The sequence below is a fragment of the Nitrosomonas marina genome, assembly GCF_900110145.1.
In the GTDB taxonomy this organism is placed as follows: Bacteria; Pseudomonadota; Gammaproteobacteria; order Burkholderiales; family Nitrosomonadaceae; genus Nitrosomonas; species Nitrosomonas marina.
Window position 1 is genome coordinate 153,996 of the sequence record NZ_FOCP01000001.1, and the last position, 23,348, is coordinate 177,343.

The window sequence follows — 23,348 nt, forward strand, 5'->3', positions numbered from 1 at the left end:
TTGCCGGTCGGCTGGTTTATAGCGACTGCAATGACAATTTTCATGCCATAAGCAACTGTTTCCCTTGCCGGGCCAAAGGTTTGTTTGGACCCATTGGAAGCAATTTGACAAAAACCCAAGTATCGCAATACAGGTCAACAGGCGATACCAAGGCGCTTTGAACTGACCGTTTTGCTTCTCTGAATCCGCATCAACTAGAGCAAACCTTGCTTTACATTTCTTAAACCGGCTGCTGTTCCAACTGGTTTTGTAGCAAGCGAGGCACTCAACAAATCACTGTTTTATAAATTGAACAGTCATTTTGCTTCTATTATAAGTATCAGTACAAAAAAAAATACTATTATAGCGTTAATGCCCTTTAGGCTGATTTTTTCAGGATCGCGGATATGCACATTGCTCAGTAAAAAAACTTTATCAATGCCGCTATTAAATCTCTCAGCAACAAATTCTGAAAAGTACAGGCATAAAACCCTAGACTTTAATAGCCCAGTGCACTGACTGCGTGTCATTACTTTATGGATCAAAGAATTTTGTTCTTTCGACAAATAAATTTACATAACATAATCTTTGCTCAAATTAAACATTGCATTTCAATGCCAAGCAGAACCAGTCAACTTAAAAGCAGTATGTAGGGGGTAAAAAACCAAGCATGACACCAGAACATAACCATCAGTCCATTCTTAATCTGATCCAGCTTGATTCAATACGTAGTTTGAACCCTTCAAATGGCGATGAATTGGTCACAAAGATTTTAGGAATCTTTCTCGAAACCTCTATCGATCAAATCAGACAAATTGAACGCGCTTTAGAAGATGAAGACTGCGAAAACTTGTGTAATGCCGCACATACGCTTAAGTCCAGCTCCGCAAATATTGGCGCTGATAGTTTATCAAGTGTAGCCAAGAGACTTGAATTACACGGACGTTCGCGCGAACTTGCACAGGCAGTGCAACTGCGCTGCGATCTTTCTCAGCAATATCAGCTGGTAGTTTCCGAAATTGAAAAAATGCGCGACAGATCATGACCTCTGATTCATTTAAAGTCTTGCTGGCTGATGATGATGCAACCATCAGATACCTGATGCAGATTGCTCTGGAGCGGGCGGGGCTTATAGTATCCCTGGCGCAAAACGGTGAAGAAGCCATTCGTTTGTTCAACGAATCACCAGCAGATATGGTTTTACTTGATGTGGAAATGCCCGGTAAAAGTGGCTACGAAGTATGTTCTTATTTGAGAAAAAAAGTCGGCAGCGAATTACCGATCGTCATGGTCACCGGAATGGATGATGTTCAATCAATTGATCATGCATTTGACCTAGGTGCTACAGATTTTATCGTCAAGCCCATAAACTGGAGTTTGATTCCGTATCATATTTTATATCTAAAACGCGCGTATCTGAATCTGATCGAACTCAAGCATGCCAATGCACGCAGCAAAGCAATATTCAATACCATACCGGATGCAATGTTCATTTTGAATGAAAACGGAATGGTGATCGAGGTACTTAGTCACACTCCTCAAACATCGTGTTTGACGATTCAATCAGGCAAAGTATTGAATCAATCATTTCCCGAACAGATTGTAAAAAAATATCTTGATGCAAGTTTGTCGGCACGCAAACAGCAAAGAACCGAACATTTCGAGTTTCAACTCAAATTTGACCAGCAGATTATTCGATATTATGAATGCCGTATCGTCACAATCGACTTGAATGAAACACTATGCCTGGTTCAGGACATCACCGATCGAATCAATAGTGAAAACAAAATCTACCGCCTGGCCTATTTTGATGGCTTAACAGGGTTACCTAACCGCCAGGCCTTTATGAAACGGTTAAAGCGGGAAATCTCACGTGCACAGTTTGCCCACAACCAGCTGGCTGTATTGTTTCTGGATCTTGATGGATTCAAGTGTATTAACGATGCGATGGGCCATAATACCGGTGATCGCATGCTGCAATCAGCCGCCGACCGTCTGCAAAAAGATATGCGTACAACAGATTTTCTGGCTATCAACCCGCAATATGTAAATAACACACCCACAGCCGAACTTGCACGCATCGGTGGCGATGAATTTACCATTATCATCTCCAACTTTCTCCGTACGGAAGATGCCTTAATGATGGCACATCGTATACGTGAAGCGATGCAGCAACCATTTCATATTGACAATCAGGACGTTGTACTGACAGCGAGCATAGGAATTGCGCTCTACCCGGATGACGGCTCAGATGCGGAAACGTTACTTAAGCATGCCGACACCGCCATGAATCATGCAAAAAATGAAGGTCGCAACAACTGCCAGTTTTACAGCAGCACGCTTACGCGTCAGGCTGAAAAAAGATTGCAACTGGAAAACGGCATGCGTCGTGCATTACTACAACATGAATTCTATCTTACCTATCAACCACAGCTGGATATTGCGAGTGGACAATTTAAATCGGTTGAAGCACTGATTCGGTGGCAACATCCCACACAGGGCCAAATCTCACCAGGTGACTTTATTTCCCTAGCTGAAGAAAACGGATTGATAATCCCGATTGGAGAATGGGTACTGCGAACGGCCTGCATCGAAGCCATGAAATGGAAAAACAGAGGACTTCATTCACGAATTTCTGTCAATCTTTCGCCAATGCAGTTGAAGAATCCGGATCTAGTAAAAAACATACTGAATATTCTCGTCGAAACAAATTTTTCACCTGATGCGCTTATTCTGGAAGTGACAGAAAGTGCGCTTATGAATTGCAACCAGTCAACTTTGAATACATTGCATAGTTTACGCCGTCACGGCATTGAAATATCTCTGGATGATTTCGGCACAGGCTATTCCTCAATGAATTATTTAAAACACCTTCCGATCACTAACATCAAAGTCGACAAAATCTTCGTGAACGGCATGCTGGATGACGACAAAAGCCTGGCCATTATTCGATCCATTATTTCCTTGTCCAAAAATCTGGGTTTCACTGTGACGGCAGAAGGCATCGAGTTTCTGGAACAGGCAGATTTACTGAGAACCCTGGGCTGTGATTATCTGCAAGGTCATTATTTCAGCAAACCGGTGAGAGCCGTTGAAATTGAAGCAATATTCACAAAACAGCACCCTACCAAGGCCGCTTATACTTTACATAGCATAGCATGAAAATCGCAAACACAGACCAACTGGGAATCAGTCAACTGCTGCCAACACCCAGCGGCGTGGCCCTTGCTCTAATGACTGCCTGCCGCAAAGAAAGTGTCACCATCAACGAAATCACCAGGCTGATACAAACCGATCCTGCCTTGTCTGGCCGTTTAATCAGGAAAGCCAACATGGCCTGCCAGGGCACACGAAAAATCACATCTGTTCCAGAGGCGATAGCCCGTGTCGGTTTAAACGCTGTTAAACAGCTTGCAATGGGCTTCTCGCTGATTGATCAGTACCGGGAAGAGACTTGCAGCCAATTTGATTACCAGAAGTTCTGGTCCCATTCATTACTTATGGCAATTGCAGCACAGGAGTTGATCAAGTTGACGAGGCTATGTTCACCTGATGAATTGTTTGCCTGCGGGTTAATGGGACGAATCGGAAGTTTGGCACTGGCCACGATACATCCGGAAAAGTACGGCGAATTACTCCAGCAACAGTCCCATAACGTGGCGTTGGCAGAACTGGAAAAACAATATTTACAAACCAGTCATCAGGAATTAACTGCCGCAATTCTCAATAACTACGGATTCCCGAAGATTTTCGTTGAATCTGTCTATTATCATGAAACACCCGAAGAATCCGGTTTCTCCGAAGGATCTCGTCCATATAAAATTGTCCAGGTGCTTTACATGGCGAAACTGATTGCCGATTTTGGCTTGAGTTCGGAATCAGAGCAGAACAAATCCACATCCGAGCTTATATTACTTGGCGGCAAGATGAGTCTTGACACAGAATCTCTCGGATTCTTAATCGATCATACCATCAGGGAATGGCAGGCCTGGGGAGAACTGCTAAAAATACCTGCAACCGGATTGCCCCCATTTAACAAAATAATCAATAACCCGGTCACACGTTCCGAGAATACGGATAACAGATCTTCGCTTCGAATACTTGTAGTCGAGGATGACCTATCCAGCCTGGCCATTATTGAGGAGCTATTATCGAATGTTCTCGGCCACACAGTATTCTCAGCAAGCAACGGCAAAGAGGCCTTGTCTTTATCGGTCGAAGTAATGCCGCATATTGTAATCACCGATTGGCTCATGCCCGTCATGGACGGCCTCAAACTGACACATGCTCTACGCGCAACTGACTGGGGACAGAACTTATATATCATTATGCTGACAAGTCTCGATGATGAGGAAAAAATTATCAAGGCTTTTGACTCAGGTATTGACGACTATGTCACAAAACCCATTAACATTCGCGAATTTCGTGCCAGAATGCGCGCTGCATGGCACTATCGCAAGTTGCAGGAGTCATGGGAACGCGACCATGAACAACTCAAACGATTTGCTGCCGAGCTGGCCGTTACAAATCGCAAACTGGAGCATATCGCACTCACCGATATGCTCACCGAATTACCCAACCGGCGCGCAGCTACAGAAGCAATCGAAAAAGCATGGAACGACACCATCAGGTCCAGCCAAAAAATGTACATCGTTTTAATCGATATTGATCATTTCAAAAAAATCAATGATACACATGGTCACGCTATCGGTGATATGGTACTCAGAAAAGTCGCTGAAGTCTTTCGCTCCACAGCAAGAAAAAACGACATTTTTTTTCGCATGGGAGGCGAAGAATTTATGGCCATTCATTTGAATAACGATATCGATGCCAGGTCGGTTGTACTTTTTGCTGAAAGACTGCGCCAGCACATAGCCGCACTAGAGATAAACATCGATATGTTCAGCATTCACATTTCGATCAGCATAGGTATAGCAATCAAAGAGAAAAACATGAAAAATAAAGATCAGTTATTAAGTACAGCTGATAAAGCACTATATGCAGCCAAGAAAACTGGCAGAAACAAAACCTGCTTGTGTGTTCAAAATAAAATTGTGGACTGCGTCTCCAGTTTGTCTCAGTACGTTTGATACGTTTATCTTCCCGACATTCTTCAGCAGGATCCGTCAACCGACGAACAATAAAAGTATTGCGTTTGTCAACACTTGACAAAGCGAGCAATTGCCAGATGCTGTTTATCTCACAGTCTGAAAAAACAACCTGTCCAGTATTTTAAGCAGTATACGAGAGCAGACTATACTGACGATAGCTGACACCAGCCATGCAGCCAGAACAGGCATCATGACCAATCTGCAGTTGGTTGATAACAAAATAAAGTTTGAAATCAATCTGGAGGCTGCATGCCGGGTTGGATTAAATATCAGTGCAAGATTGCTACAGCTTGCAACCCAGGCACATCAATAAGTGGAACCTGCGTACATTCGTTAATCAGACATTTTACTGGAGCTGCCAAACGGCTTCTTTTCACCGCAGGTTCCTTCAGCGAAACTTTTAATATAAGCACTATACACTGTAAACAGTCTCCGTCCTGCTTGCTTTTTTTGCACTCCTGTTCCAGTAAAGGAGTTATACAGAAATCAGCTCCTTAACTGGATTATTGTGGCGATTCCATAACCTGAAGCGCCCCGGACTACAACCCTTTCTTCCAATATCAAAATCCGTAGTCAGCGCAAAAAACACTTTTCTTCACTATTAAAAAGAGGCCCTAAGTTTCTCTTTTCATGACTTTATTCCAACTGCATCACGGATATCATGGTTGTCTGGAAATAACCAGATATTCCAGTTCTTTGAATAAATTTATCAACACTACAGAAAAATCGATGCATGTTTTCAGGTAACCGCAAAATAAAGCAACCAGGCTTTAAATTTTTGGTCTTCAGTATTATGTGTTGCTTTACACACATTGCAACCGCCGCTGGAAGGGGTATTGATAATCAATATTTTGGCCTCAGCATCGAGGAATTGATGAACATCGAAGTTACCACGGTATCCAGACAATCACAAAAGCTGATTGATGTTGCTTCTGCAATTTTCGTAATCACAAGCGATGATATACGCCGCTCAGGAGCAACCAGTATTCCTGATGCGTTACGCATGGCGCCTGGTGTTCAGGTTGCTCGCGTTGGTACCGATAAATGGGCCGTTAGTGTACGCGGGTTTAACGGTCTTTATGCCAATAAATTACAGGTTCTCATGGATGGACGAAGCGTTTATTCGCCGATTTTTTCTGGCGTTCTATGGGAACAGCAGGACACACTGATGGCGGATATAGAACGTATCGAGGTCATTCGCGGACCTGCAGCCACCTCATGGGGCGCTAACGCAGTCAATGGTGTGATCAATATCATTACCAAAAAAGCGGCCGATACGCAGGGTACGTTTCTTACCGCCGGTGGCGGCAGTTTCGAGCATGGTTTTATTGGCGCACGCTACGGCGGAGAAATCAACGCGCAGACGCCCTTCAGAATTTATGCCAAAGGATTTACACGTGACAATACTACTGCTTTGTCAGGTGAGAACATTCACAACCAGTGGCACTCGGTCAGAGGCGGGTTTCGCGTGGATCACGCGCGTGGAAATGACGAATTCACCCTGCAAGGCGACCTTTTTTATCTGTCAAAAGGAGACACACTCAGCCGAGAAACTATTCAGCTTCCAAGCCACATACCAACCAATGGCTTGCGCGGACATCAGGAGGGCGGCAATATCCGTTTTCGCTGGAACCGGATATTTTCCGAACAAAATTCGATCTTGCTGCAAACTTATTATGACACTAATCAAACGCGTTTATTACCGATAGGAAGGACACACGATGAGCGCTTTGACATTGACTTTCAACATCGTTTTCTCCTGTATGGTCGTCATGATTTAACCTGGGGTGCGAATTACCGACTTTATCACAACAAAATTTCCGAAACCGAATTAGTAAAATTCACGCCAGCCGAGCAAACCAACCATCTGATCAGTGCTTTTATCCGGGATGATCTTACGCTAATACCGGACCGTCTATTGCTCTCACTGGGTACACGGATCGAACACAATGACTTTACCGGATTTGAAATACAGCCGAATGGACGCCTTATGTGGACGCCCAACGCAAGAAATTCAATCTGGATGTCAGTTTCGCGCGCGGTACGTACGCCTTCACGCGCCGAAAATGATGTTACAAACACCGTAGGTCAATTGGACTCAGCGGGAACATTCGCATTACCAATACCTATCTTGTTAACATTACAAGGCAATAGTAGCTTCAATTCAGAAAAACTGATTGCCTACGAACTTGGATACCGCCACCAGTTTTCACCGCAGGCATCCATCGATATCGCCGGATTCATCAATGATTACAGCCAATTGCGTGACTTAAGTTTTGGCGCATTAACGTTCAGCACTGGACTGCCGCAACAATTCATACTCCCTGCAACGGTCAATAATCAGGCCTCGGCACTAACTTATGGTTTTGAAACCTCTATTGACTGGCGGCCACTGTCCAGTTGGCGTCTACAAAGCAGCTACAGCTTTCTGGACATGGACATTTCCTCAAATAAGGAATTAAAAAGACTTGACCCGATCACAGGCGGAGCAGACAAAATCAGTCCGCAGCATCAGCTGTCCCTGCGCTCAAACTACGATATCTCTGAAAAACTACAGCTTAATCTTTGGCTACGGTATATTAGCAAAATCGCATTTTACGATATTCCCGATTATGTCACGATGGATGCCAAACTGGCGTTCAAACCCTACAAAAACATTGAATTGTTTCTCGTAGGTCAGAATCTGTTTGCCGAAAGCCATAGGGAATTCGTCGCCGACACCATCCCCTCAATACCAGGCGTCATACCACGCGGGATTTATGCAGGGGCAAGGTGGCATTTTTGAGCGGGAACAACCACACCATGCACGACTTCTCTCAGCTCGTGAAATTATTACATCCGTTTGCCAACTTCAAACAGTTGTCATTGACATCAACAACCCAGCAGCACGTGAATGTCGGGCTGCTGTATAGTTTCGGAAGTAATTCAATTGCCAACCGCAGGATTGATGAAATGTGGTTGCACTTTACCAGCAGCAATGCAATTTACGGTATACCGGAATTTATCGCGACGGATGCAAAGCTGGCATGCAACTCCGTCAAATACTCAGAGCTGTTACCCGTCGGCCGAAATTTATTCGGCGAGCATCACAGAAAATTCGTGCCTGATATTGCACCATCCATGCCTGGGCGCATTTCGCGAGGCACTGATATAGGGGCGCAACAACGCTTCTAGAACAAAACGCGAACATGCATATCTTCAACCGATTCTTCAGATTATTCAGTGCCTCAGCAAGAAAAACTGTTTTCTATTGCTTGTACGCTGTATGTATCGGTTATATGTCTTCATCGCTGCATTCTATGGCCAATGCAGATGAGCCGGTTGAATATAAAGTAAAAGCCGCATTCATTTATAACTTTATTGCATTTACACAATGGCCTGAGGAAACAGGTCAAACATTGAACGTCTGTTTCCACGGAGAAGACTACTTTGAAAATGAAATTGATAAGCTGCAGCACAGGTCCGTAAACAACCATCAACTCAGTGTCATTCGCACTGACAGTATCGATCAGTTGCAGGACTGTCAGGTTGTATTTTTTTCGAAATCCGAGCGCGAAAAGTTTCCTGCTCTGTTAGATGCCTTACAGGATAAACCTGTTCTTACGCTTGCAGACAGTCCTGATGCAGCAGCACAAGGGATAGCCATCAATATGGTGCTTGTTAATGAAAAAATTGTTTTTGAAATCAATCTGAATAGAGCGCGCAGCTCGGGCCTGAATATCAGTGCAAGGCTATTGAATCTGGCCACCAAAGTGTATTAATGAAACGATGATCACACTGTTTCTAACGCATGAAATATTAACCTTTTATCAGTCAGATCCGACCTATGGTTTAACACTTAAACAGGTATGCTTGAAAAGTTATGTCAAAACTGAATTTTACAAAACCTGATTAATTAACCGGAGTTTTTCAACCATGAAACAGCGTCTCAAAAACCTTATTCAACTGATTTGCTCACTTGTGCTGATCGCACATACGCACTTCGTAGCTGCTGAAAATACCGCCAGTGATACGGACAACGTGCTTAACTGGGCTGAAAACACATATCCGGCGCTGTTTCCTGGTCATAAAGCCACGCAGAGTATCGATCCGTGGTTATTCCGGTTCTATCCAGAAACTGGTATTTATGCGGGCGTTAATGTGAATGACAACAATGTGTATGTACTTGGCGGCCCCTGGAATACCGCAACAGCGGTTGATACCCTGCCTAACCTGGTCAGTTTCATTCAAAATTCAGGCGGTAATACAAGTATCAGCGCCTGCAATACCACGAACGTACCTGACGGAATTTTTTATAGCCAGAGTGGCAATGTGGTTACAGTGACAACCAATGGTCAGTGCATACCCGCGCCGGACATGAATGACCCAACCAGCAGCAATCTTTGCGTAACCCCTCACCAAACTGAGGCAAGCGGCGTATCTGTACTCAGCAATAACACGATTACATCCTCGAGCCTCAACGGTATCACAACCACAATACCTGGTCTGCCCAACCCATTTAAATCCATTGTCGATGCTGGCGCAAGCGTCAAACACTGTACCATCAATGCCGCGCCTGATTCGACCAATCTGGTCGTAAACTCCGATATTTGTTTTGATATAACAGACTCCCTGTCAGGCGCTCTGTCCAGCTTTCCCATTGACGGAATCCAGGTAACACCCCCTATCACTTATAGTTCGTCAGGCACCTATTCCGGCCAGGTTGTAGCCGACTGCTTCACCACGGACGCAACGACAATAAGCGATGCATTTACCGGTGAAGTCTGGGTCAGGCAAAACAACACTTTCGTCAAGATTGCAAACTAGCGCTGTTAGAACCAGGCTGGGAATTTCAAATCATTTTCTGGTTATGCATGTCGCCGTAAAAAATGCATAAGCTTTTTTTGTTGCATTAGCCGCTGTTTCTGGACAGCGACTCTCGAATATCGCTCATGACAACAGCAACCCCAGTCCCGGGAGTACATGGATGCACTCGCAGCCGGCCGTTCTTCATCCTGATCCGAGTTTACTAATTAAAAGGCAAAGTCACCGATTAATCCGGCGATTAAATTTTGTTTTTTTCGTTAAGCTTGCACTATTCATCTGACAAATACAACTTCGCATCAAAACCGGCAGTTTCAATCAAATCCGTATGTGATTCGGAAAGGAAGGTTTATACTGGTTACTGCGTTTGCTAACAGTCATGTGATACAGGAGAACATTGTTTTGGGAAAATTGGCTTTTTTCTTAATGATCGCCGTTCTGGTTTATTGGCTTATCAAAACACGGTCATCTGAAGATACAGACAATCTGGAAGATAACAGCGACGAGGAAAATGCGGCGTCAATATCGCTCGAAGACATGGTGCGTTGCGCGCAGTGCGGCGTACACATGCCAAGAAGCGAAAGCGTTACCAGTCAGGGTGAATTCTATTGCTGCAATGAACACCGCCTCGAACATCAACGTGAGGATTCTTCCTCATAATCACTGTGATTACGGATATTCATTCACCGCCACTGCTTGAATCCAAAACCGGACTGAATAATCCGGCGCCCACCTATCCGGATTCATTCTGGCATTCGCTTCATCTATTCAACATTTCGCGCATTATCATAACCAGTGGGCTGGCCATATTCGCGTGGTCGTTTCAATATTCCACGCTGGGCTCACACGATGACACGCTTTTCTTTTATGCGGCGTCACTCTACTTGCTATTGAGCTGCCTGTTTACGCTGCTGATCAAATTGCGTAAACCCGATTTTAACTGGCAGCTAATCCAGCAGGTTTGCGCCGATGTTATTTTTATTTGCGTGATGAGTTACGCCAGTGGCGGACTGGCAGGAGGGCTGGGTATTCTACTCATGATTTCCCTGGCTGGCGGTGGCCTGATCAGCAAAGGAAAACTGGCGCTGTTTTTTGCTGCAATTGCCACGATCGGCATTTTATTGCAGGAAATCTATGCGTTTCTTTATATCGATTTCTATACTCCTCAGTTAACCCATGCCGCATTGCTTAGCATGGGTTACTTCGTTGTTGCCTGGCTTGCACACAAGCTGGCGTCACGTGCGATAGCCAGCGAGAAGCTCGCTTTTGAGCGAGGTATCGACCTGGCAAATATGGCGCAGATTAATCAGCTGATTATTCAGGATCTGCAGGAAGGGATTCTGGTTGTCGACAAAGATGGAAACATACGTCAAAGTAATCAATATGCTGAAAAACTGTTAAACCTGGAACCACAGTTCGATTATTTCGAACCCTGCAATCTTGCCGACCATACGCCTGAACTCGCATCCAGATTATCCTGCTGGCGCGAGAGCACCAATATCGCTTTCGATCTGCTGCGCCTGCCCCAGAACAATACCCTGGTCAAGACCCGTTTCATTTCGATCAAAAATAACCCGCATGCCAGCGTTATCATTTATCTGGAAGACACCAGCCGCTTCCAGTCACAGATACAGCAGCTAAAGCTGGCCGCATTAGGTCGGCTTACAGCCAATATAGCCCATGAAATCCGGAACCCGCTGTCTTCCATCAGTCATGCAGCGGAACTGCTCGAAGAAGACGAACACTATGCCGGCAACGCCAGTCACAGCGAAATTGACAGTAATCGCCGTCTGCTGCGAATTATTCACGACAACACACAACGCCTAAACAGGATTGTCCAGGACGTTCTGCAGCTGAATCGTCGTGATAAAGTCAAATCAGAAATTATCGATGCCACGGAATTTATCCGGCATTTTGTGAACGATTTCTGCCTGACGGAAAAAATCGACAACACGGTTTTTCAGTTTGACACCACATTTGACAGCTCTGCATGCCGAATCGACTTTGACCGGAACCATCTGCACCAGATTCTCTGGAATTTATGCCGCAATGCCTGGCGGTATTGCCGACAACAACAAGGCAGTATTACAATCGGGATCGACCGCTGCAGTCACAGCAACAGTCTCTGTCTGGATATCCGGGATGACGGCCCCGGAGTCCCGGTGCACCAGGCCAAACAGCTGTTTGAACCTTTTTTTACCACGGCTTCCAATGGTACCGGCCTGGGGCTTTATATTGCACGGGAGCTGTGCGAAGCCAATCACGCCTCGATTGAGTATGTTAATCTTGAAAACGGCTTTTTCAGAATACTCTGCAAGGATGCCAGTCGCCATGTTTAACAAAGACCTTTCCGGCTCCTCGCCAGCCGGTCACCAGTCAGCGCCACATGTTCTGATTGTTGATGATGAGCCGGATATTATCGAATTACTCGAATTGACGCTGGCACGCATGGGCATGCAAGTAATCAGCACAATGAATACCCAGGATGCCAGGACACTGCTGCAGTCTCGCCCGTTTCAACTTTGCCTGACCGACATGCAATTACCAGACGGCACCGGGATCGACCTGGTACAGTATATTTCCCGACACTGCGCCGGACTGCCAGTGGCTGTAATCACAGCATACGGAACAGCCGAGAATGCAGTTGCGGCGCTGAAAGCAGGCGCCTTTGATTACCTGACCAAGCCGGTTTCTTTGAAACAGCTTCGCGCCCTGGTCAAATCAGCACTGAGTCTGCCACCGATCCGCACCGAGACCATGCCTGAAAAAAATACCGGCAACCAGCGCACCCTGCTCGGCGAATCGGAGCCCATGCGCGAGCTGCGTTTAACCATAGAGAAACTGTCACGCAGTCAGGCCGCCGTTTATATCAGCGGCGAATCCGGTAGCGGCAAGGAACTGGCCGCCCGCATGATTCATGAGCGCAGCGCGCGTCGCGATCTGCCCTTTGTTCCCGTCAATTGCGGCGCGATTCCCGAAAACCTGATGGAAAGTGAATTTTTCGGTTATAAAAAAGGAGCGTTTACTGGCGCCGACAAAGACCACGACGGTTTTTTTCTGGCCGCCAACGGAGGCACGCTGTTTCTTGACGAGGTCGCTGATTTACCCCTTGCCATGCAGGTAAAACTGCTCAGGGTTATCCAGGAAAAGCAGGTACGCCGGTTAGGCGATACCCAGGAAAAAAATATCGATGTGCGCATCATCAGCGCTACCCATAAAAAACTGGGCGAATGCGTTGAAAACGGGCAATTCCGCCAGGATCTGTACTACCGGTTGAATGTTATTGAGCTGGATATGCCCGCACTGCGCCAAATGCGTGAGGATATACCACTCATCGCAAGCAGTATTCTGACCAAAATCTGTCGCGAAACGAACAGACCGCGCTCCCGACTCGATCAGGACGCGCTTGACACACTTACCGGATACGACTTTCCCGGTAATGTGCGCGAACTGGAAAACATTCTGGAGCGTACACTGGCGCTGTCTTCCGCCGAAAAAATTGGTAAAGGCGAATTGCAGCTCAAACCCAGGGAAATTCATCAAGCACCTGACAGCCTAGCGGCCACGGCGGGTCAGGAACTGCCGCTACAGGATTATCTGGACCGCCTGGAAAAAGAATCCATCGTCAAGGCACTTGAACAAACCCGCTATAACAGAACAGCTGCAGCAAAGCTGCTGGGTATAACGGTGCGATCCATGCGCTACCGTATGGATCGCCTGGGGCTCGATCTGAAAAAACCATTCAGGTTATAGCCGCCACAGTTCTTTCTGCGCTTCTTGATATTGCAGTTGAACAATCGGCTGCGATGTAATAAATTGGCGGTTTTAAATTGAACATTTATCGTCGCTCAGGCTCCCTTTTTCTTATCATCTTCCTGATTCTGAACGGCGCAAGCATTCTGTTCACAAGCAGAGCGCTACAGGCGCAATGGTTACTGAACGATCTATTGCCACAAGGCTTTTCATTACAAGTCAATCATCGCAGTCGATACGAATTCATGGACGATGAATTCAGGGCCAATCAGACAGACCAAACAGATATTATCGCGTTTCGCACTCTGGTCCATGGCCGAATTCAACTGCCGGCCGGTTTTACAGTAGGCGGTGAATTACAGGATTCACGCACGACAGTTGACAGCAATGCACTGCTCAATACGACCATTGTCAATTCCGCTGAACTGCTGCGCGCCTACCTGGAATACAATCGGCCAGATACACTGGACGGAAATCTGACGATCCAGGCCGGCAGAATGACGCTGGATGTCGGCAGTCGCAGATTCGTTTCTCGCAACCGATTCCGCAATACCATCAACAGTTTTACCGGTATCGACATTAACTGGCACAGCACTGCCGGCCTCAACGGCCTGCATCTGCGCGGATTCTGGACTCTGCCCGTCATTCGCCTTCCCGACACACCAGCGCTGCTGTACCAAAACAAAACTGTATTTGACGAGGAAGGATTCGATTTGCAACTGTGGGGAATTTTCGCCGCAACCAATATTTCCAGATACGGGCGTGGCGAATTGTTCGTATTCGGCTTGCATGAACAGAATTTACCGGGCAATCCAGCCCAGAACCGGCAGCTGTTCACGCCGGGTTTTCGAATTTTCAGGGCGCCAGCAGCGTCCAATATCGACTATGAACTCGAGTCTGCCTTTCAAATAGGACGGTCCCGCGCATCGCCGACCGATTACAGGACCCTGGAGCATTTTGCCCATTTTTATCATCTTGAAATCGGCTTTACATTGCCAATAGGCTGGTCGCCCAGAATCGCAGCGCTCTATGACTTCGCCAGCGGCGATGAAAATCCCGATGATGGCAACAATGGACGTTTTGATACCTTATTTGGCTCGCGCCGCTTTGACTTTGGGCCAACTGGAATTTACGGCGCACTGTCACGCACCAACATGCATTCACCCGGACTGCGTTTACAGTTCATTCCAAATACCCGGCTCAATGCGGCAGTGGATTATCGTGCGCTGTGGCTTGCCTCCGATCGGGATACATGGGGAAACAGCGGTCTCAGGGACGAAAGCGGCCGCTCGGGAAGTTTTGTCGGTTCACAGATCGATACACGCATACAATGGCAACTGTTACCGGGAAATATGGACATTGAACTGGGGTATACGCACTTTTTTTCCGGTCAATTCATGCATCAGGCACCCAATGCGGCTCATCGAGACGATATCAACTATTTCTATACCCAGGCCACAGTCAGTTTTTAGTTTTTTTTCTGCGGCGCCTTGTTGTTGTCGCGACCGGTATATCGTCAGCCTGCGGCTGTCGCCCCGCCCATACAATCAGAGCAGCACCGGCCATTATCATTGGAAGCGACAGCCATTGCCCCATGCTGACGCCGAATGTAAGCAACCCCATGAAGCCTTCTGTCGGTTCGCGGAAAAACTCCGCAATTGAACGCACCACGCCATAGCCGATCATAAATATACCTGTCACGGCGCCCATTGGGCGCGACTTTGACGAATATATCCAGACCAGCAGAAACAGTACAATTCCTTCCAGAAAAAACTGGTACAGCTGTGACGGATGGCGCGGCAAATCGTCGACATACGGAAAAACCATTCCCCAGGGCACATCAGTCGGGCGTCCCCAGAGCTCGCCATTGATAAAATTACCGATACGCCCCGCACCCAGTCCCAGCGGCACCAGCGGCACGCCGAAATCGGTAATGTTCAACCAGTGAACACCATGCTTGCGCGCCAGAACGACCATCGCCACAATGACTCCGAGAAAGCCGCCGTGAAACGACATGCCTCCTTCCCATATAACGAAAATACTCAACGGATTTTCCAGATAGTAGCCGAACTGGTAAAACAGAACATGACCCAGCCGACCGCCGATAATCACCCCCAACATGCCGTAAAACAGAATATCGTCGAGCAGTTCATTGGTAACGACCGTTTTCGGACCATATTTGATGCGATAACGTCCCAGCATGAAAAACAGCAAAAAACCGATCAGATACATCAATCCGTACCAGTGAATAGACACCGGCCCAAGGGAAACGGCTACAGGATCAATCTGAGGATGAACAAGCATGGGTGATCGCCTTTTATTACGGTAAAATACGCTTATTATAACAAGGGCGCATATCACAATAGAATGCTTTCTCTGTTACATTTTTTAAACACAGACACATTACAATATAAAAATTTCAGGAGTCAGTATGCCAGACAACAAACGCAGCCAGGCCATCACGCAAGGCACCCAGCATGCGCCAAGCCGTGCAATGTTACGCGCAGTCGGTTTTACCGATGGCGATTTCAACAAGCCTATCGTCGGTGTCGCGAACGGTTACTCCACAATCACACCGTGCAACAAGGGCCTGAATGATCTGTCGTTACAGGCTGAACAGGCATTGCGCCAGGCCGGCGCAATGCCGCAGATGTTCGGTACCATCACCGTATCGGACGGCATTTCCATGGGCACAGAGGGCATGAAATATTCGTTGGTTTCAAGGGAAGTCATTGCCGATTCGATTGAAACCTGCGTACAGGCCGAAAGCATGGATGGCGTCATTGCCATTGGCGGCTGCGACAAGAATATGCCCGGCGCGATGATTGCCATCGCCCGCATGAACGTACCCGCTATTTTCGTTTACGGCGGCACCATCAAGCCCGGCAAATACAGAGACCAGGATCTGACCATCGTCAGCGTGTTCGAAGCCGTCGGTCAGCACAGTGCACAAAAAATAGACGATAACGAATTGCTGCAGATTGAACGGCACGCCTGCCCCGGCGCAGGTTCCTGCGGCGGTATGTTCACAGCCAATTCGATGTCGTCCGCATTTGAAGCAATGGGTATGAGCCTGCCCTACTCCTCCACGATGTCGGCCGAAGACGAGGACAAACTGATCAGTTCGGGCCAGTCAGCCGAGGCGCTGGTAAACGCAATAAAAAAACAGATCCTGCCGCGCGACATCATTACCCGCAAATCGATTGAAAATGCAATAACCGTCATTATGGCTGTCGGCGGATCCACCAATGCTGTTCTGCATCTACTGGCAATCGCTCATGCTGCTGAAGTCGATCTGACCATTGACGATTTCGAGACAATCCGCGCACGCGTTCCGGTAATCTGCGACCTGAAACCATCCGGTCGCTACGTCACCGCAGATCTACACGAGGCGGGCGGTGTTCCACAGGTGATGAAAATGCTGCTGATAAACGGTCTGCTGCATGGCGACTGCATCACTATTACTGGTCAGACAATTGCAGAAGTGCTGAAGGACATACCCGAAACGCCCCGTGCCGATCAGCATGTCATCCGTTCGTGGAGCAATCCATTGTACGCACAGGGACATCTGGCCATCCTCAAAGGCAATCTGTCTTCCGAAGGGGCCGTCGCAAAAATATCCGGCATTAAAAACCCCAAGATTACTGGCCCCGCACGCGTGTTTGAATCCGAAGAAACCTGCATGCGCGCAATTCTGGACCGCAAAATCAACCCAGGCGACGTTGTCGTGGTCCGTTACGAAGGCCCTAAAGGCGGACCCGGCATGCGCGAAATGCTTTCACCGACATCCGCCCTTATCGGCGAAGGGCTTGGCGACTCCGTCGGTCTGATCACGGATGGCCGCTTTTCAGGCGGCACCTACGGCATGGTCGTCGGTCATGTCGCACCGGAAGCTTTTGTCGGCGGCACAATCGCACTGGTCCAGGAAGGCGATTCGATCACCATCGACGCCGGGGAACGTCTGCTGCAGCTGAACGTGTCCGACGAGGAACTCGAAAAACGCCGCGCGGCCTGGCATCCACCCGCACCACGATACACCCGTGGCGTTCTGGCCAAATATGCAAAACTGGTATCGGCGGCCAGCAAGGGAGCGATCACGGATTAAAAAAAACCAACCAGAAAGGTGCCATGTCATACAGATATGGCACCCGTTTCGTTCATTTACCCGGTCAGGCAACTCAATCAGCGCATTGTGTCTGTTCAGACAGGCAGGTTTCATCAACAGCACGAGGCAAGCGTAATGTTCAGGATTAAGCATATCGATCATGTAGTACTAAGAGTAATCGATGTAGAGCGGATGATGCGTTTTTATCTGGATGTGCTCGGCTGCGAACTCGAAAAGACCCAGGAAAGCGTTGGTCTGTACCAGTTAAGGGCGGGTTCTTCGCTGATTGATCTGGTACCGGTGGATAGCAAGCTCGGGAAAGCGGGAGGAGCCGCTCCCGGTATGGAAGGCCGGAATCTCGATCATTTCTGCCTGAGAATTGAATCGTTCGATGGCGAGTCAATTTTGAGCTACCTGCGTGAAAAAGGGTATGACGGAGGCCGTGTCGAATCAAGGTACGGTGCCGAGGGAGATGGTCCATCTATTTACCTGAAAGACCCGGAAGGCAACACGATCGAACTGAAGGGCGCACCCTGGGAAACACAGGAAACCTGAAACCCTCCTTGGCGAGTACCCACAACCGAAACATTCGTTATGACGCCGGTTCAAATATCGCAAGGATTTAAAATTGAAAACCCATGTAACACAATGCATATCTATTATCGTTACCCGCCCTGTTTTACTCAGAAATTTGCAGCAAATCCGGACGACATCCAGAAGCGGAGCACCCTGTTCTCAATGTGATATGTTCGCCACTCTCAAGTAAAAACAGTATAAAAACTGATATCTCGTATCCAGGTTACTTTCTTCTGAATTTCAAGCGACCAAACAGATTTTGCCTCTTCTCTGCTGATAGACTCATACGTGTCAGTTTTTTTCAATACTCACAAGAAAACAACACTTTCATGATGTTTTTTGGTATTCATGAGGTAAATTATCATTTATACCCGACAACCAATTGTAAAAGATAAATAAAAGTGCTATAAGCCAATCAAAAGGATCAGGGCTGCGGAATTATCGTTGAAATATATATAAACAATAATCACCGCCCGGGTCTTCGTGTAAACGTCTGTGTGGGTTGTACTGTTATGCAGAAAATAATAGCTGGATCAATATTGCTATTGACCGTATTGAACGGTTTTGCACATCAACCGCACACCGGTGACAGTCATCATGAACCGGCTGACCTGGACGGCACCGCGGCCATTGTTATGCAGCCGCATGAAAATAATTATGACGAAATTCCCGACACCGGAATCGCAAAACAACCGCAACAGTTCCTGAACATTCTTTCAACCGAAGTTCCTCCCGCACGCGCCATGCGTCTTTCCTGGCAACAGCAGCAATCCCTGGACGGATTGCACTTGCCCACACCCGTGCTTGTCGTCAACGGCGCCTATACAGGGCCAGCAGTATGTCTGACCGCGGCAATCCATGGCGATGAATTGAATGGCATCGAAATTGTTCGTCGCATCCTTCATGATCTGAACCCTGAAAACTTATCAGGAACGGTAATCGGCGTCCCAATCGTTAATATGCAGGGCTTTCACCGAACATCACGTTACCTGCCCGACCGCCGCGATCTGAATCGCTATTTTCCGGGCAACCCTGATGGCAGTTCGGCTGCACGCATTGCACATTCCTTTTTTCAGGAAATCATTCAGCACTGCCATTTTCTTGTCGATTTGCATACCGGCTCCGCCTATCGTACGAATATGCCGCAGATCAGGGGAAATCTGAATGTTCCCGAGGTTGCCGCTTTTGCACATCTGTTTGGCATACCTGTCATTCTGCATAGCGAGGGAACAGAGGGCATGCTGCGCCATGCCGCAGTCAAAGCAGGCATTCCCTCGGTCACGCTGGAAGCGGGAAAATCCCAGACGCTTCAGGAATCCGCAATTCGCTATGGCGTCAAAAGCATACTGACATTACTCAACAAACTGAATATGATTGATGTCGATAACGATCCGGTCATGCTTGAATCAGTTTTCTATCAGTCCGCCTGGATTCGCGTCAACCAGGGCGGCATTCTATTCAGTCATGTCCGGCTTGGCGAGCAGGTAATGAAAAACAGCGTGCTGGGTGTCGTGACCGACCCGATCACCAATGCGCGCAGCCAAATTGTTTCTCCTTATGACGGCCGAATCATTGGCATGGCGGTTGACCAGGTGGTGATGCCGGGTTTTGCGGGTTTTCATATTGGCATTCAGCAAGCGGAAGAAAAAATGTCAACAATAAGCAGAATACCCGATTTACCGTCTTTCCCGCTTTCAGGCCGCACCCCTGAATCGGAATAAGACATTCACACATTGGGTTGCTGCAAGCCTGTGCCTGCCATTATCATGTCAGAAACGGCTGTTATTGAATCGCCGTTTGCCCGATTCAGGCAGCGCATGCAAAACCGTTATCCGCATTATTAGTAGCCAGAACACTCCATTAACTGCAAAATGGCCAGAACTGGTACCAGCGCCTGCAGCGGAACTGTTCCTCGCAACGGCGCAGCTGGGCACCATATTCGCGTGCTGTATGATCGACGCGTTCGGCTGTCCGCAGCAGCCATTGTTTGTTGCGATAGGTGCCACGGCGGTAGCCGCCATGCCCTTCATGATATGCCAGATACAGGTTTTTCGGGTCCCACTTGGAAATACCAAGCTGTTGATTGCTTTTATGGTTATACCAGCCGACAAAATCCAGTGCATCCGCCATATCTGAACGGCTTTTGAACAAACCGCCGGTCGCCTCCTTGTAGTCCTTCCATGCCGGGTCCTGTACCTGGGCATAGCCACTGGCCGAAGAGGCCCTGCCCAGTGGAATAAACAGGAACCATTCGAACGGCGGTTTGGCATTGTGCCGATAACTGGATTCATGCCGCACAAAAGCCATCAGTATATGTGCCGGAACGCCCCATTTGTCCTCTGAAGCTCTCGCATAATCGTACCAGCCAGGTTGCTGTTCAAATACAGCACACAAATCATGCTGCTGTCGTGGCGGGCTGGCGGCGCAACCGGCCAGCCCGGCTAACAGCAGCAGGACAACAACCGGTTTGAAACCCGGTCCGGTTGAACGCATTGAATGAAACAGTCTGGAAAAAAAGACGCGCATTGCTTTGTGTAACATATTGAGTATTGATCGCTACCAGCGTATCGTCACAACATTCAGTTATTCCACATCCTGACTTCACTGCAAGGCAGGGTCAAGGAGCGGGTGCCCGGTCTGCACCGGATTTGAAGCACTGATAGACGCCGAACCTGCGCCTGCCGTCATGAATTTCGGTAATCGGCACAATAGTATCGCCACCTAACAGCGCGGCTTCGTTGCGTGCAAGATTGGCCAGTTCTGCGGCAACTTTCTCGGCGTCGCGATCAAAAACGACTTTGCTGACCACCTTGGCGTTGACATTTCCCAGTCTTTTGCACGACTGGACCGCCCTTGTCGATTGAACCAGCCGAACACCTTCACCCAACGGACTCACCTTGACCCACGCACAGGAAAACAACATCAGACAGCAGCAAACAACAACCGCAATATTTCTCATCGCGCACCTTGATTCAAAAAGCACTGATAAATTAATAACATGATGAATATACGAATCGAACACACGAACTACAGGACGTGTTTCAAACGCTTGACCGGATTCCGGAAATATTGAATAAACACGAAAAAGTAAAAGCGGTCATAATCGTAATCATGCACATCGCCTCAATTCTGTATGCCGTTACTATATTTTAGCATCGACAGTTCAAACCAGACATAACCTGTTTCGCCCTGGCAAAACTAACATTCACATGGGATTGATTTCAATCGTATTATAAAACAGCAACGTACCGACACCGGCGGTGCCGATACGTTACCGATTGCAGTGGTCAGGCAGTAAATTATCAAGCCGTTTTGACTGACACAGGGTCAATGACTCAATTATTTATCACAATTCGCAGACTACTTGCGCCACAGTCCCGCGTATCTGTGTTTTGAAGCAGCGCCGTCAAATGCAGTCAGCATCATGGTATTAAAACCGCTGTCCATGGCACTTTTCCATTCCTTCTGCAAAACGGATGCACTCATGCTGTGCCTGGCTTTTAGACTGCCGCCGCCGTTATGTGCAAAAATCGCAGAAAAATAAGTAGTGCCTTTGTGTTTATAGGCGTTGAGATACACGGGTGTTTTGCCTTTCTTCCTGAAGTCACGAAACACGTTTTGGTAATCGCTCTCTTTGATCCGGGATTTTATGTTCCAGCCACCATAGTTCCTGTTTCTGTAAAGTACCGTATATTTCAGCGTATTCCCGGCTGAAGCAACGGAAACGTTCACCGGTTCGAGGTTTCTTTTTTTGGCCGCTTCCATGACCTTCATGTGCTGGTCATAAGTCAATCCATGACGAGCCAAATAGTCCCCCGGAACTGCTTTCATAATTACGTTGTAACGAAGATTTCCCCCTATTGTGTAGCTGTCAACAAAAATGGGAGCCAGATGCTTGTTGGTGTTAAATCGCTTTTGATACGCTGTGCCGCTCAAACCGAAATATGCCTTCCATTTTTTTCCTGAAGCCGGTTTCCAGCTAAAATTGAGATACCCTTGATTTTTCACACTGTATCCATCGATCCACTCCAGTTCATAACCCGAATCAACCAGATGATCAAACAACCGCTGAAAATCGTCATCTTTATAACCAAACCGCGTGTACTCATTGAAAACTGTCCGCGGCGGCCAGATTAGAATCTTTCCATCAGGGATTTCTTTTTTGGCAAAACTTTTCCATCCGTTCAGATCAGCGTCGGTGCTGCTTTTGTATAAACCGCGCTCAAAAAACATTTTTGCTGCTTTTCCGTTCTGTACCATATGAAGATGCAAATGCGGCCCTGAAGAACTTCCTGAATTACCCGCTTTCCCCAAAAACTGGCCTTTTTTAATCGTTACCGTTTTATTGGCCGGTAACATCACATAATTTTTCTCAGGATTGGCATCGGATTTTGGCTTGGGAAACAGCTCTGCATTGTTAGCGCATAATTTACCGGGAATCGAGCCCGGAATCATATGAGCATACAGTGCTCTGGTTCCATCAGCATGATCCACCCAGAGCATGTTACCGCCACCCGGAATTTTATCTTTCTGGGCATGCCGCTTTCCGGGGCTCGGGTTTTCTGGTGCATTACGCCAGCAGCCGACTATCGTGCCATCCCCGATAGCATAGACCGGTTTGCCATATATCAGATAATCTGAATTTTTCTTGCCGTCAGCGCCCTTTTTGACAAAACTCCACTTTCTGTCGCCCAGATAACGCTTTACGTTAAAATCTTCCCCTTCGCCCTGTACCCCGCTGGCATGATCACCGGTGAAGATCCGCTCACCCGGTTTCAGATCTTCAGCTTTGAAAGGCAGTGCATAGTATGTCACTGATTTTGCATTGCTGTAAGCATCCTGCATATACCCGATAAACAAACCGATGCCAATGATCATCGTCCAACAGAACCTGAATGATCGTTTCCAAAATATATCGTGGATTCCATACGTAGTGGTTTTATAGCTGTTCATTGATCTATCCTCCAATCCAGTCATTAATGAGTCACTGTCACCGCAAACCGATTGATCCAGCACAACTG

The 23,348-nt window shown here is 47.4% G+C and carries 19 protein-coding genes; 15 read left to right on the top strand and 4 right to left on the bottom strand.

Annotated elements, in window-relative coordinates:
- Positions 1-649 precede the first annotated feature (649 nt).
- From BMX44_RS00760 to BMX44_RS00815, 12 genes are all read left to right on the top strand, one after another.
- A complete protein-coding gene (locus BMX44_RS00760; RefSeq protein WP_090627035.1) occupies positions 650-1,024 on the top strand; it encodes an Hpt domain-containing protein in 375 nt (124 codons plus the stop codon).
- Positions 1,021-3,141, top strand: coding sequence for an EAL domain-containing protein (locus BMX44_RS00765; RefSeq protein WP_090627037.1), 2,121 nt, complete (start codon positions 1,021-1,023; stop codon positions 3,139-3,141). Before BMX44_RS00760 ends, BMX44_RS00765 begins: the two co-directional genes overlap by 4 nt.
- Positions 3,138-5,069, top strand: coding sequence for a GGDEF domain-containing response regulator (locus tag BMX44_RS00770; protein ID WP_177167623.1), 1,932 nt, complete (start codon positions 3,138-3,140; stop codon positions 5,067-5,069). Before BMX44_RS00765 ends, BMX44_RS00770 begins: the two co-directional genes overlap by 4 nt.
- A gap of 130 nt (positions 5,070-5,199) precedes the next feature.
- A complete protein-coding gene (locus tag BMX44_RS17490; RefSeq protein ID WP_090627039.1) occupies positions 5,200-5,403 on the top strand; it encodes a YfiR family protein in 204 nt (67 codons plus the stop codon).
- A 561-nt stretch (positions 5,404-5,964) separates the two neighbouring features.
- On the top strand, positions 5,965-7,875 hold the full coding sequence (locus BMX44_RS00780; RefSeq protein ID WP_245738773.1) for a TonB-dependent receptor plug domain-containing protein: 1,911 nt from the start codon (positions 5,965-5,967) through the stop codon (positions 7,873-7,875).
- Positions 7,872-8,264, top strand: coding sequence for a hypothetical protein (locus BMX44_RS00785; protein WP_177167624.1), 393 nt, complete (start codon positions 7,872-7,874; stop codon positions 8,262-8,264). Before BMX44_RS00780 ends, BMX44_RS00785 begins: the two co-directional genes overlap by 4 nt.
- A 104-nt stretch (positions 8,265-8,368) precedes the next feature.
- Positions 8,369-8,851, top strand: a complete 483-nt coding sequence (locus BMX44_RS00790) for a YfiR family protein (protein ID WP_245738774.1) — start codon at positions 8,369-8,371, stop codon at positions 8,849-8,851.
- Positions 8,852-9,005: 154 nt separating this feature from the next.
- Complete coding sequence (locus BMX44_RS00795; protein WP_090627045.1) at positions 9,006-9,896, top strand: hypothetical protein; 891 nt, start codon at positions 9,006-9,008, stop codon at positions 9,894-9,896.
- Positions 9,897-10,295: 399 nt separating this feature from the next.
- Positions 10,296-10,553 (top strand): PP0621 family protein, encoded by a 258-nt coding sequence (locus BMX44_RS00800; RefSeq protein WP_143056857.1) that lies wholly within the window; start codon positions 10,296-10,298, stop codon positions 10,551-10,553.
- Between the two features lie 5 nt (positions 10,554-10,558).
- Complete coding sequence (locus BMX44_RS00805; protein WP_090627048.1) at positions 10,559-12,232, top strand: two-component system sensor histidine kinase NtrB; 1,674 nt, start codon at positions 10,559-10,561, stop codon at positions 12,230-12,232.
- Positions 12,225-13,646 carry a sigma-54-dependent transcriptional regulator gene (locus tag BMX44_RS00810; RefSeq protein WP_090627050.1) on the top strand — a complete coding sequence of 474 codons (1,422 nt, stop codon included), beginning with the start codon at positions 12,225-12,227 and terminating at the stop codon, positions 13,644-13,646. The genes BMX44_RS00805 and BMX44_RS00810 overlap by 8 nt, the downstream gene beginning before the upstream one ends.
- A gap of 77 nt (positions 13,647-13,723) precedes the next feature.
- A complete protein-coding gene (locus BMX44_RS00815) occupies positions 13,724-15,118 on the top strand; it encodes an alginate export family protein (RefSeq protein ID WP_090627052.1) in 1,395 nt (464 codons plus the stop codon).
- On the opposite strand, the gene lgt is transcribed toward BMX44_RS00815, so the two are convergent.
- Entirely contained in the window at positions 15,108-15,950 is an 843-nt protein-coding gene (lgt, locus tag BMX44_RS00820; protein WP_090627053.1) for a prolipoprotein diacylglyceryl transferase, read from the bottom strand. The genes BMX44_RS00815 and lgt overlap by 11 nt on opposite strands.
- A 127-nt stretch (positions 15,951-16,077) precedes the next feature.
- On the opposite strand from lgt, the gene ilvD reads away from it, so the two are divergent.
- The 3 genes from ilvD to BMX44_RS00835 all read left to right on the top strand — a co-directional run bounded on the left by ilvD (position 16,078) and on the right by BMX44_RS00835 (position 20,048).
- Entirely contained in the window at positions 16,078-17,751 is a 1,674-nt protein-coding gene (gene ilvD, locus BMX44_RS00825) for a dihydroxy-acid dehydratase (RefSeq protein WP_090627055.1), read from the top strand.
- Positions 17,752-17,886: 135 nt separating this feature from the next.
- Positions 17,887-18,306 carry a VOC family protein gene (locus tag BMX44_RS00830; RefSeq protein ID WP_090627247.1) on the top strand — a complete coding sequence of 140 codons (420 nt, stop codon included), beginning with the start codon at positions 17,887-17,889 and terminating at the stop codon, positions 18,304-18,306.
- Positions 18,307-18,839: 533 nt separating this feature from the next.
- Positions 18,840-20,048, top strand: a complete 1,209-nt coding sequence (locus BMX44_RS00835) for a succinylglutamate desuccinylase/aspartoacylase family protein (RefSeq protein ID WP_090627056.1) — start codon at positions 18,840-18,842, stop codon at positions 20,046-20,048.
- A 139-nt stretch (positions 20,049-20,187) separates the two neighbouring features.
- On the opposite strand, the gene BMX44_RS00840 is transcribed toward BMX44_RS00835, so the two are convergent.
- The 3 genes from BMX44_RS00840 to BMX44_RS00850 all read right to left on the bottom strand — a co-directional run bounded on the left by BMX44_RS00840 (position 20,188) and on the right by BMX44_RS00850 (position 23,280).
- A complete protein-coding gene (locus BMX44_RS00840; protein ID WP_218143890.1) occupies positions 20,188-20,868 on the bottom strand; it encodes a transglycosylase SLT domain-containing protein in 681 nt (226 codons plus the stop codon).
- Between the two features lie 76 nt (positions 20,869-20,944).
- Entirely contained in the window at positions 20,945-21,286 is a 342-nt protein-coding gene (locus BMX44_RS00845) for a DUF4156 domain-containing protein (protein WP_090627058.1), read from the bottom strand.
- A gap of 401 nt (positions 21,287-21,687) precedes the next feature.
- A complete protein-coding gene (locus BMX44_RS00850; RefSeq protein ID WP_177167625.1) occupies positions 21,688-23,280 on the bottom strand; it encodes a hypothetical protein in 1,593 nt (530 codons plus the stop codon).
- Positions 23,281-23,348 lie beyond the last annotated feature (68 nt).